The organism is Micromonospora sp. IBHARD003, assembly GCF_056106285.1.
In genome coordinates, this window is sequence record NZ_JBWBBX010000001.1 from 4380098 (window position 1) to 4391851 (window position 11754).

9 protein-coding genes are annotated in these 11754 nt (G+C 70.4%); 4 read left to right on the plus strand and 5 right to left on the minus strand.

Translation table 11 applies throughout. The features are described 5' to 3' along the window. Nucleotides 1–160: 160 nt before the first annotated feature. The gene (locus ACTWOL_RS19535) at nt 161–1819 is read right to left on the minus strand and encodes a protein kinase domain-containing protein (protein ID WP_474298029.1); all 1659 of its coding nucleotides are present in this window, start codon (nt 1817–1819) and stop codon (nt 161–163) included. A 349-nt stretch (nt 1820–2168) separates the two neighbouring features. On the opposite strand from ACTWOL_RS19535, the gene ACTWOL_RS19540 reads away from it, so the two are divergent. Beyond that, nucleotides 2169–3794, plus strand: a complete 1626-nt coding sequence (locus tag ACTWOL_RS19540; RefSeq protein ID WP_474298030.1) for a protein kinase domain-containing protein — start codon at nt 2169–2171, stop codon at nt 3792–3794. Between the two features lie 80 nt (nt 3795–3874). Here the strand turns inward: ACTWOL_RS19540 and ACTWOL_RS19545 are convergent, their stop codons facing one another. The 3 genes from ACTWOL_RS19545 to ACTWOL_RS19555 all read right to left on the minus strand — a co-directional run bounded on the left by ACTWOL_RS19545 (nt 3875) and on the right by ACTWOL_RS19555 (nt 6382). Continuing rightward, complete coding sequence (locus ACTWOL_RS19545) at nt 3875–4891, minus strand: phosphotransferase (protein WP_474298031.1); 1017 nt, start codon at nt 4889–4891, stop codon at nt 3875–3877. 15 nt (nt 4892–4906) lie between these two features. Then, nucleotides 4907–5530 (minus strand): pyridoxamine 5'-phosphate oxidase family protein, encoded by a 624-nt coding sequence (locus tag ACTWOL_RS19550; protein WP_474298032.1) that lies wholly within the window; start codon nt 5528–5530, stop codon nt 4907–4909. A gap of 192 nt (nt 5531–5722) precedes the next feature. Continuing rightward, complete coding sequence (locus ACTWOL_RS19555) at nt 5723–6382, minus strand: response regulator (RefSeq protein WP_474298033.1); 660 nt, start codon at nt 6380–6382, stop codon at nt 5723–5725. A gap of 478 nt (nt 6383–6860) precedes the next feature. On the opposite strand from ACTWOL_RS19555, the gene pdhA reads away from it, so the two are divergent. From pdhA to ACTWOL_RS19570, 3 genes are read left to right on the plus strand one after another with little or no spacing between them, the layout of a single operon-like run. Next, complete coding sequence (gene pdhA / locus ACTWOL_RS19560) at nt 6861–7919, plus strand: pyruvate dehydrogenase (acetyl-transferring) E1 component subunit alpha (RefSeq protein ID WP_474301202.1); 1059 nt, start codon at nt 6861–6863, stop codon at nt 7917–7919. A 3-nt stretch (nt 7920–7922) separates the two neighbouring features. Beyond that, nucleotides 7923–8903 carry an alpha-ketoacid dehydrogenase subunit beta gene (locus ACTWOL_RS19565; protein ID WP_474298034.1) on the plus strand — a complete coding sequence of 327 codons (981 nt, stop codon included), beginning with the start codon at nt 7923–7925 and terminating at the stop codon, nt 8901–8903. Between the two features lie 19 nt (nt 8904–8922). Further along, on the plus strand, nt 8923–10338 hold the full coding sequence (locus tag ACTWOL_RS19570) for a dihydrolipoamide acetyltransferase family protein (protein ID WP_474301203.1): 1416 nt from the start codon (nt 8923–8925) through the stop codon (nt 10336–10338). Between the two features lie 311 nt (nt 10339–10649). Here the strand turns inward: ACTWOL_RS19570 and ACTWOL_RS19575 are convergent, their stop codons facing one another. Beyond that, nucleotides 10650–11567 (minus strand): D-alanyl-D-alanine carboxypeptidase family protein, encoded by a 918-nt coding sequence (locus tag ACTWOL_RS19575; RefSeq protein ID WP_474298035.1) that lies wholly within the window; start codon nt 11565–11567, stop codon nt 10650–10652. Nucleotides 11568–11754 lie beyond the last annotated feature (187 nt).

Consider the following 11754-nt stretch of genomic DNA (forward strand, 5'->3'; position numbering starts at 1 on the left):
AAACCGGGATATCGGTATCGGACTAAGCGTCACATGCACCAAGAAGTCGGGCATCTCGGGTGGTCCGCTCGTGTCCCCTCCGAGCGGGCGCGCAGGGGAGGCCGAACGGGTGAACCGCCCCGGCTGCCGCGCCCCCCGGAAACCCCGACGTCCGCCGGGACTACTCGGACCCAGGGTCCCCCGTCGCGACCTTCAGCTCGAACGTCTGGTTGCGCGGGACGACGGCCGTGCCCTCGGTCGGGAACTGCTCGATGACCTGGTCCTCCGCGTACTGCGGGTCGTCCACCCGGGTCTCCTTGAGCTGCCAGCCCGCCGCCTGGAGGCACTGCTTCACGGAGATCAGGTCCTTGTAGATGAAGCTGGGCGCCGAGACCTTCTTCGGGTCGTAGCTGTCCTCCGACGCGTCCGTGCACTTGGACGTTTCCATCGTGCGGTTGCGCTCCGGAGGCTTGTGCCCGGCCACCTCCGTGCCGGACGTCCCGCCGCCCCCGCCGTCCGTCTTACCGAGCGACTGGAAGACGTAGATCCCCCCGCCGATCACCAGCAGCGCGGCTGCCACCGAGGAGACGATCACCATGGTGCTGCGTCCGCGGCCGCCGCCCGCCGAACCGCCCGCCTGCTGGGGCGTGATGGTGTACGGAGGCGGCGTTTGCGGCTGGTACGGCGGTACGGGGTGGGTCTGCTGCGGGTAGCCGTAGGCCTGTGGGGGCGGCGTCGGCGACGTCGCCGGATGCGCGTACGGCCCGGGAACAGGCCCCGGCACCGGCTGCTGCGGCCCCGGAGGAACCGGCTGATACGGCTGGTGCACGCTCGGCGGAGCCGGAGTCGCCTGGTCCACCGGAGGGAACACCGCCGAACCGACGCCCGCCCCGCTGCTGACCGAACCGCCCTGGACGATCACCGGTGCGCCCGTCTGCCCCGCGGAGGCCACCCGCAGGCACTCGTCCCGCATCGCGGCGGCGCTGGGGAAGCGCTCGTTCGGGTTCTTCTTCAGGGCCCGCGCGACCAGCGCGTCCATCGCCGGGGTCAGCGAGCGGTTGATGGCGGAGGGGGCGACCGGCTCCTCCTGGACATGGGCGTAGGCGATCGCGAGGGGCGAGTCCGCGTCGAACGGCAGCCGGCCCGTCAGCAACTGGAAGAGCATGATGCCGACCGAGTACAGATCGCTGCGCGCGTCGACGCCGCGTCCCAGGGCCTGCTCCGGCGACAGATACTGCGGAGTGCCGACGACCATGCCGGTCTGTGTCATCGACGTCACACCCGACTGCATGGCACGCGCGATGCCGAAGTCCATGACCTTGACCACACCACGCTTGGTCATCATCACGTTGCCGGGCTTGATGTCGCGGTGGACCAGGCCGATCTCGTGGCTGGTCTCCAGAGCCGCCAGCACATCGGAGGTGACCTTGAGGGCCCTGTCCGCGGGCATCGCCCCGTGCTGCCGGACGTCCGCCTGCAGGACCGAGCCCAGCGGCTGTCCCTCGACGTACTCCATGACGATGTAGGGCATCACACCGCCGTCGCCCCTGCCCGGGTCGGCGAACGCCACCGCGTCCTCGCCGGTGTCGAAGACCGACACGATGTTGGTGTGGGACAGCTTGGCGACGGCCTGGGCCTCCCGGCGGAAGCGCTCACGGAAGGACGCCTCGCGCCCGAGCTCGGTGTGGAGCGTCTTGATGGCGACCTGGCGGTCCAGCGCGCTGTCGTACGCCAGATAGACGGACGCCATGCCGCCCTCGCCGAGCAGATCGCGAAGCTGGTACCTTCCGCCCGCCACCGAACCGCCCGCGTAGCGGCCCTGCGCCCCGTCGTGGCTCATTCTGTGCTTCCCCCTACGCGCCCTGGCGGCGGTGATCCCGTATTACGGGCCAAGTCTGCCCGAGGGCACCGACACGTCAAGCCGGGTGCCCGTTCCGTGACCGTACGCACAAGAAGCGTCCCGCAAGCGTTACAGGAAACCCATGTGATTTGCATCGGTACAACGGCAATGGGTTTGATGACCGGTCCATCTCGAACCGGGCCGGTGCCCAGAGCCTGTAGCGTGACGTGGCAGAGCACTCGAGGAACGACCATCGCGCTGCGCCGAGGTGCGCGACGCGGCACAGAGACGACGGCGAGGACTGATGGCACCCGAACCCGGAGCAAGCGGCGGAGGAGTCTCGGATGCTGTGGACTCCTGGGGCGCGGGCGGACTCGTCGGCGACGGACGCTACCGGTTGACGCACCGTCTCGGCCGCGGCGGCATGGCCGAGGTGTTCGCGGCGGAGGATGTACGTCTGGGCCGCACGGTCGCCGTCAAGCTGCTCCGGGCCGATCTGGCCGAGGACCCCGTCTCCAAGGCCCGCTTCACGCGCGAGGCCCAGTCGGTCGCGGGGCTCAACCACCATGCCATCGTCGCCGTGTACGACTCCGGCGAGGACGTCGTGGGCGGCCAGTCCGTGCCGTACATCGTCATGGAGCTGGTCCAGGGCCGCACCATCCGGGACCTCCTCGTCCAGGCCGAGGCGCCGCCGCCCGAGCAGGCCCTGATCATCGTCTCCGGGGTGCTCGAGGCGCTCGCGTACTCGCACCAGCACGGAATCGTGCACCGCGACATCAAGCCCGCCAACGTCATCATCACCAACGGCGGCGCGGTGAAGGTGATGGACTTCGGCATCGCCCGTGCCCTGCACGGCGCTTCGACGACGATGACCCAGACCGGCATGGTCATGGGTACGCCGCAGTACCTCTCCCCCGAGCAGGCCCTCGGCAAGGCCGTCGACCACCGCTCCGACCTGTACGCCACCGGCTGTCTGCTGTACGAACTGCTGGCCCTGCGGCCGCCGTTCACCGGCGAGACCCCGCTGTCCGTGGTCTACCAGCACGTCCAGGACATGCCCGTGCCGCCGTCCGAGGTGTCGGACGTGGCTCCGCCGGAGCTCGACGGGCTGGCCATGCGGGCGCTCGCCAAGGACCCCGACGACCGCTTCCAGAGCGCCGAGGAGATGCGCGGTCTGATCCAGTACGCCCTGCAGATGCTGCAGCAGACGGGCAGCCACACCGGTACCTGGGACACCGGACCGGTCGAGATGCACGAAGGCGGCTACACCCCGGCGAGGGGGATGGCCGCGACGACGGTGATGGGCCACGCGAACTCCGCCGACACCCCGCAGGGTTCCATCCTGCCGCCGCGCAACCCGGACGACGGCGGCTACTCCGGTACGTACAACGGCGGTTACGGCGGCGGAGCCGCCAACAACCGCCGCGGCGGCCGTGGCAAGGTGCTGCTGTTCGTCGCGCTCGCTCTGGTCGCCATCACGGCAGGCGTGGTCTTCGCGCTCGACAAGGCGAAGGACACCACCAACGACCAGAAGCAGCAGACCCCGGTCACCAAGGTTCCCGAGAAGCCCAAGGAGTCGGATCCCAAGCCGTCCGAGTCCCAGAAGGAAGAGGGCACGACGGAGGAGACCGACCCCAACACCGGTGACGACCAAGGGGAATGGACGCCCAAGGATCCTCCGAAGCAGCACAAGCCGTCCACTCCGCAGTCCCCGAGCAACGGCGGACCGTCCGGTTCGCCGTCGAATCCGGACAGTGGCACGACCGACGGCACGAGCGAGGGCCAGGACGGCGGCGCGAACACGGGCCAGGACGGCGGCGCGAACACGGGCGCGAACACCGGTACGTCCACGGGGACGAACACCGGTACGTCCACGGGGACGGACGCGGGTGCGAACACCGGTACGTCCACGGGGACGGACGCGGGGACGGACGCGGGGACGGACGCCGGGACGGGCGCGGGCACCCCGGGCTGACAACCCGGGTCCCTGACCCCCGGATCCCCGGATACCTGACCCCGGATCCCCGTGACCCGCCCGGCCGCGTGAGCCCCCGCTCACCCGGCGAAGGCCTCGCACACCGTCTCGTACTCCCGGGTCCACCACACCGCCAGGGCCGACACCGCAGGAAACTGCGGGTCGGCCCTGCGGTCGTGCAGTTGGTAGCGCCAGCGCAGTATCCAGAAGTCGTTGAGCCGCTCCCACCACACCCGGTGTACGGCGGCGGCCAGTTCGGCGCTGTCCGCGCCCGCCGCCCGCCGGTAGGCGCGTGCATAGGCCCGTACCTTCGCCAGCTCCAACTCCCCCGCGGGGCGGACGAAGAAGATCGCGGCGGCCCGCACGGCTTCCTCGGCCCGGGGCTGCACTCCCAGCCGGTCCCAGTCGACGATCGCCGCGGGCTCCGCGCCCCGGTAGAGCAGGTTCAGCGGATGGAAGTCGCCGTGCACCCAGCCGCTCGCGGCGCCCGGTGGCGGCCGGCGGTGCGCATGGCGCTCCAGGAGGGCCCTGCGCTCCAGAAGCCGGTGCTCGGCGAGCACGTCGAAGGTGTCCCGGGGGCGGTGACGGCGGGCCAGGCCCAGCAGTTCGTCGATGAGCGCGAAGGTCTCGTCGGGGTCCGCGCTGTCGTGTTCCCGGACGTGCCGGCCGGTCTCCATGACCTGCTCGAGCCCGGTGTGCACCCGGCCCAGCAGCGCACCCAGCCGCCGTGACTCGGCCGAGGTCAGCTGGGCACCCACCCGGTGCCGGCCGTCCACCCAGGGGTGCAGGGCGTAGCAGCGTCCGCCGATCACGGCGACGGTGTCGCCCGCGGCGTCCTGGACCGGAGGGGCGACGGGGACGCCGAGCGACTGCAGCCGCTGAGTGGCGCGGTGCTGGCGCACGATCGTGTCCCGGTCGGCGGTGGGTGCGTCCACGTGGTGCTTGAGGAAGTACGCGCCCCGGGTGGTGGCGAGGCGATAGCCGCGGTTGAGGAGGCCCTGGGTGACGGGCTCGCAGGAGACGGGCTCGCCGGGGGCGTCGTACCGCCGCAGCAGTTCACCCAGCGGAGGTGGAGCAGTAGCAAATGAGCGCGGCACCCGCCAAATGATAGGTCACGCAGCGTGTCGTGCGTGTCGCCCTTCGGAACGGCCCTCTTCGGAGCAATTGCCTTCGAAACAGTCCTCTTCGGAACGATCTGCTTCGGAACGGAACTTTTCGGAGCGATGCTTTTCGGGACGGCCCTCCTGGCGCCGGTGGTCCCCCTCGCGGTGGTCCCCCTCGCGGTGGTCCGCGTCGCGATCGTGCTCTTCGTGAGGTTCGCGTGGGTGCTCTTCGCGGCGGTCCAGGGTGTGCACGCTGACGAACCTCGGGCGGATGCGCAGGTACACCGGTTCGAAGGGCTCCCCGTCCACCTGCCGGGGGCAGTCGTCGAAGCGCCGCAGCTCCGCCGGAGTCGGCCGGACGAGCTCCGCGGTGCCGGTGAGCTGCACCGACCAGGCGGCAGCCGTCCCCGCGTTGAGGTTGTCGGCCCCGTACGCCACGACGCTGCCGCAGCAGGCCCGGTGGCAGCCGAACCCGGCGTGCACGCACAGCAGCACCGAACCGCCCGAGACCACATGGCGGGCGGGCACGGCGACCGGCATCGCCTGCGCGCTCGCCGCCAGCCGGCCGTGGCGGACCCTGCCGAGCAGTTCCAGGGCACGCAGATCCTCGGCGGAAGGCTCCTCGGGGGCCATGCGTCCACTCTTCGCCGCGGGCCGCCTCCCGGACAGGGGAACCCGCCCCGACGCGCCGGGACCTACGGCGCCGGAGTGCGGGGCCAAGGTCCCGCCGCGGCCCTCCCGCGCATCCCGTCGGAGCTCTCCGCGCGCCTACTCGGCGCCGTTTCCCCGTGCCGTTTCCCGTGCCCGTTTCTCAGTGCCGCTTTCTCAGTGCCGCTCCGCCTGCATCCGGGCCACATAGGCGGCCGCCTGAGAGCGGCGCTCCATGCCCAGTTTGGCCAGCAGCCCGGAGACGTAGTTCTTGATCGTCTTCTCCGCGAGGTGCAGGCGCTCGCCGATGGCCCGGTTGGTCAGCCCCTCGCCGATCAGGTCCAGGATCCTGCGCTCCTGGTCGGTCAGACCGGCGAGCTTGTCGTCGATGTGCGGACTGCTGCCGTCCCGGAGCCGCTCCAGTACCCGCGCGGTCGCGACCGGGTCGAGCAGGGACTTGCCCGCGGCCACGTTCCGCACCGCGGCCAGCAGCTCGCTGCCGCGGATCGCCTTGAGGACGTACCCGGAGGCCCCGGCCATGATCGCGTCGAAAAGTGCCTCGTCATCGGCGTACGAGGTGAGCATCAGGCATTTGATGCCGTCGTTCCTGGACCGGACCTCGCGGCAGACCTCGACCCCGCTGCCATCGGGGAGGCGGACGTCGAGAACGGCCACATCGGGGCGCACGGCGGGAATCCTGACCAGGGCGTCTGCCGCTGTTCCGGCCTCGCCGACGATCTCGATGTCGTCCTCCATCGAGAGCAACTCGTGCACACCCCGGCGGACGATCTCATGGTCGTCCAGCAGGAAAACCGTGATTTTTCGGGCTTCTGGCACGAAGTAAGTCTCACATATTCACTCTTCCCGTGCCCGGGGTGGCCGGGATAACGTGCCCGTGTTCCGGCGGCCGCCATGGCCGTGACCAGTGCTCTGACCAGCTGCTGTTCCCGCATTTCACGATTTACTTGGAAATCCAAGCAAAATCGCAGGTCAAATGGGGTTTCGCAGTAATGCGGCCCACTGGGTAACGTGCCTGTGACAGGGCGCACGCCGGGGCACCTGTCACGCCTGTTTCCGACGGATACCCAACGGTGCACCCACCCCGTGCCCGGGTACGGGTACAGGCGAGCCGCACTGGTATCCCGGCGGACCCCGGGGGCCGGACCGACGGAGGAGCACGCACGTGACCGTGGAGAGCACTGCCGCGAGCAAACCGCGCCGCAGCAGTAAGCGCGTCAGCACCGGCGCCGCCAAGAAGAGCGTCGCCAAGAAGAGCGCCGCGCAGCCGCAGCAGGCCGAGCCCGAGCTCGTACAGCTGCTGACGCCCGAGGGCGAGCGGGTCGAGCATCCGGAGTACGACGTCGACCTGAGCCCCGAGGAGCTCCGCGGCCTCTACCGCGACATGGTCCTGACGCGCCGCTTCGACGCCGAGGCGACCGCCCTGCAGCGCCAGGGCGAGCTGGGCCTGTGGGCCTCGCTGCTCGGCCAGGAGGCCGCGCAGATCGGCTCGGGACGCGCCCTGCGCGACGACGACTACGTCTTCCCGACCTACCGTGAGCACGGCGTCGCCTGGTGCCGCGGTGTCGACCCGACGAATCTGCTCGGCATGTTCCGTGGCGTGAACCATGGTGGCTGGGACCCGAACAGCAACAATTTCCATCTGTACACGATCGTCATCGGCTCGCAGACGCTGCACGCGACCGGGTACGCGATGGGAGTCGCCAAGGACGGCGCGGACTCCGCGGTCATCGCCTACTTCGGCGACGGCGCCTCCAGCCAGGGCGACGTGGCCGAGTCCTTCACCTTCTCGGCGGTCTACAACGCCCCGGTCGTGTTCTTCTGCCAGAACAACCAGTGGGCGATCTCCGAGCCCACCGAGCGCCAGACCCGTGTCCCGCTCTACCAGCGCGCCCGCGGCTTCGGCTTCCCCGGCGTCCGTGTCGACGGCAACGACGTGCTCGCCTGTCTCGCCGTGACCCGCTCCGCGCTGGAGCGTGCCCGCCGCGGCGAGGGCCCGACCCTGGTCGAGGCCTTCACGTACCGGATGGGTGCCCACACCACCTCCGACGACCCGACCCGCTACCGCCACGACGACGAGCGGGTGGCCTGGGAGGCCAAGGACCCGATCCTGCGGCTGCGCAAGTACCTGGAGTCCGAGGGACACGCGGACGAGGCCTTCTTCACCGCCCTCGACGAGGAGAGCGACGTGCTCGCCAAGCGCGTCCGCGAGGCGGTGCGAGCCATGCCCGACCCGGACGACATGTCGATGTTCGACCATGTCTACGCAGACGGCCATGCGCTCGTCGACGAGGAGCGCGCCGAGTTCGCCGCCTACCAGGCCTCGTTCGCGGACGCTTCCGAGGAGGGCAAGTAAGCCATGACCGCAGAGAAGATGTCCCTCGCGAAGGCGCTCAACGAGTCGCTGCGCAAGGCGCTCGAGACCGACCCCAAGGTCCTCATCATGGGTGAGGACGTCGGCAAGCTCGGCGGAGTCTTCCGGATCACGGACGGACTCCAGAAGGACTTCGGCGAGGAGCGGGTCATCGACACCCCGCTCGCCGAGTCCGGCATCGTCGGCACCGCGATCGGTCTGGCCCTGCGCGGCTACCGCCCGGTCGTCGAGATCCAGTTCGACGGCTTCGTCTTCCCGGCGTACGACCAGATCGTCACCCAGCTCGCCAAGATGCACGCCCGTGCGCTCGGCAAGGTCAAGATGCCGGTCGTCGTCCGTATCCCCTACGGCGGTGGCATCGGCGCGGTCGAGCACCACTCCGAGTCGCCCGAGGCGCTGTTCGCGCACGTGGCCGGCCTCAAGGTGGTCTCCCCGTCCAACGCGTCCGACGGCTACTGGATGCTCCAGCAGGCCATCCAGAGCGACGACCCGGTGATCTTCTTCGAGCCGAAGCGCCGCTACTGGGACAAGGCCGACGTCGACACCGAGGCCATCCCGGGCCCGCTGCACGCGGCCCGCGTCGCCCGCACCGGCACGGACCTCACCCTGGCCGCCTACGGCCCGATGGTGAAGGTTTGCCTCGAGGCCGCCGCCGCGGCCGAGGAGGAGGGCAAGTCCCTCGAGGTCGTCGACCTGCGCTCGATGTCCCCGATCGACTTCGACACCGTCCAGCGCTCGGTCGAGAAGACCCGCAGGCTCGTCGTCGTCCACGAGGCGCCGGTCTTCTACGGCTCCGGAGCGGAGATCGCCGCGCGTATCACCGAGCGGTGCTTCTACCACCTGGAGGCGCCGGTGCTGCGTGTCGGAGGCTTCCACGCCCCGTATCCGCCGGCCCGGCTGGAGGAGGAGTACCTGCCGGGACTGGACCGGGTGCTCGACGCCGTCGACCGCTCGCTGGCGTACTGAGGAGAGGGTCGTGACGACGATGACGGAGACTTCCGCACGCTTCCGTGAGTTCAAGATGCCCGATGTGGGCGAGGGACTCACCGAGGCCGAGATCCTCAAGTGGTACGTCCAGCCCGGCGACACCGTCACCGACGGCCAGGTCGTGTGCGAGGTCGAGACGGCGAAGGCGGCGGTCGAGCTGCCGATCCCGTACGACGGAGTGGTGCACGAACTGCGCTTCGGCGAGGGCACCACGGTGGACGTGGGCACCGCGATCATCACCGTGGACGTGGCGCCGGGCTCGGTCGAGGAGCCGCCCCCGGCGGCGACCGAGCCGACCCTCGCCGCCGCCGAGCCGGAGGCCCAGGCGAAGGACAAGCCGAGCGGGCGCCAGCCGGTGCTGGTCGGCTACGGCGTCGCCGAGTCCTCGACCAAGCGGCGCCCGCGCAAGGGCACCCCCGCACCCGAGCAGGCCGAGTCCGTACGGGCGGCCGTGCAGGCCGAGCTCAACGGACACGGCTCCGCGGTTCCCGCCGCGGCCCGTCCGCTGGCCAAGCCGCCGGTCCGCAAGCTCGCCAAGGACCTCGGGGTCGACCTCGCGACCGTCGTGCCCACGGGGCCGGACGGGATCATCACCCGCGAGGACGTCCACGCGGCAGCGGCTCCCGCCGCCGCTCCGGTCCAGGTGCCGGCCCCGGCTCAGGCCGTGGAGCCCGAGGCGGTGGCTCCCGCCGCGGTCCCCGTCGCCGTGGGCGCCAGGGAGACCCGTATCCCCGTCAAGGGGGTGCGGAAGGCCACCGCGCAGGCGATGGTCGGCAGTGCGTTCACCGCCCCGCACGTCACCGAGTTCGTGACCGTCGACGTCACGCGCACGATGCGGCTGGTCGAGGAGCTCAAGGCCGACAAGGACATGGCGGGCCTGCGGGTCAATCCGCTGCTGCTCGTCGCCAAGGCGCTGCTGGTCGCGATCAAGCGCAATCCGGAGGTCAACGCGTCCTGGGACGAGGCGAACCAGGAGATCGTGCTCAAGCACTACGTCAACCTGGGCATCGCCGCGGCGACCCCGCGCGGTCTGATCGTGCCGAACATCAAGGACGCGCACGACAAGACCCTGCCGCAGCTGGCCGAGGCGCTCGGCGAGCTGGTCGCCACGGCCCGCGAGGGCAAGACCACCCCTGCCGCGATGCAGGGCGGCACGGTGACGATCACCAACGTCGGTGTCTTCGGCGTCGACACCGGCACGCCGATCCTCAACCCGGGCGAGTCCGCGATCCTCGCGGTCGGAGCCATCAAGCTCCAGCCGTGGGTCCACAAGGGCAAGGTCAAGCCGCGCCATGTCACCACGCTGGCGCTGTCGTTCGACCACCGGCTGGTGGACGGCGAGCTCGGTTCGAAGGTCCTCGCGGACACGGCGGCGGTCCTGGAACAGCCGAAGCGGCTGATCACCTGGGCCTGATCAACTGGTCCCGATCCGGGTGTCGCAGGGGCCCCGCGCACAGTGGCAGCACTGGTGCGCGGGGCCCCTGCCCGCTGTTCGGGGGCATCGGCATCTGGTGGCCCGACCGCACGAACGGCGACCGGCCGCAGTGAACGGCGACGGGCCCGTCCGGATGTCGGACGGGCCCGTCGGTCGTTCGCAATCGGTGCCGGAGTCAGGGTCTTTCGCCTGGATCAGGCAGGATCAGGCCGGATCAGCGTCCGCCCGGTGCCCCGGCGTTGCCCGCGTCGGCGTCGGCGTCGGCGGCAGTGCCGGCGTCAGCGCCGGTGTCAGTCGCGCTGGGCGCTGACCGGCAGCGAGCGCAGCTGCATCGAGCTCGCCGTCGTGGAGCCGAAGCCGAAGTCCAGCAGCTTGGCGGCGTCGTTGAAGCGGTCGGTGCCGTTGAGCACGACACCGACGTACGTCTTGCCGTTGCGGGTGGCGGCGAAGACGAGGCAGGGGCCCGCGGCCGTGCCGGTACCGGTCTTGATGCCGACGGCGCCGCTGTAGGAGCCGAGCAGCTTGTTGGTGTTGTACCAGGTGTACGTGCGGGTGGCGCCGGTGCTCGCGGGCGCGGTGGTCTTGTACGACGGCGCCTTGACGACCGCGCGGAAGTTGACGTTGCCCATCGCGTGGCGGGCGAGCTTCGCCAGGTCGCTCGGGGTCGAGTAGTTGTTGCCCGCGGACGAGATGCCGTCGAACGAGTCGAACTTCGTGTTCGTCAGGCCGAGCTGGGCGGCCTTCGTGTTCATCTTCCCGATGAAGGACTTGGTCCGGGCAGCCGTCGTCGTCCCCGTACCGAAGGTGTCGGCGAGCGCGTAGGCGGCGTCGCAGCCCGACGGCAGCATCAGCGCGTACATGAGCTGACGGACCGTCAACTTGTCGCCGGTGCGCAGGTCGGCGTTGCTCGCGCCCTGGCGGACGACGTAGTCCCGGTAGGCCTGCTTGACCGTGACCTTCCTGTCCAGGTTCACGCCCGGCGTGGTGAGCACCGTGATGGCCGTCGCGATCTTCGTGGTGCTGGCCATCTGGCGCCGGATGTTGCCCGCCTTGGTGTAGACGGCCTTGCCGGTCGCCTGGTCGAGCACGAACCCGCCCGAGGCGCTGATGGGCGGGACCGGCCGGGTTGCCGCCTGGGCGTCGGTCGCGAGGGGCGAGGCCGTCAGGAGCAGGCCGCTTGCGAGGACCGCGGTGGCGGCTCTGCGCACGCCGGTGAGGCTGGTTATCAAGGGAACGCTCCGAATTGGCGTATACGACGACTGTCGACATCCCAGACCCGCGAACGTGCCCAGGGGATGTACGGATGTAGCGCAGATCTCACCGCGATGTCCACCCGGCCCGGCGTGGGCTCCCCGACGGTACCGCCTGGGGGGTTGCTGATGGATCTCCGTGGAG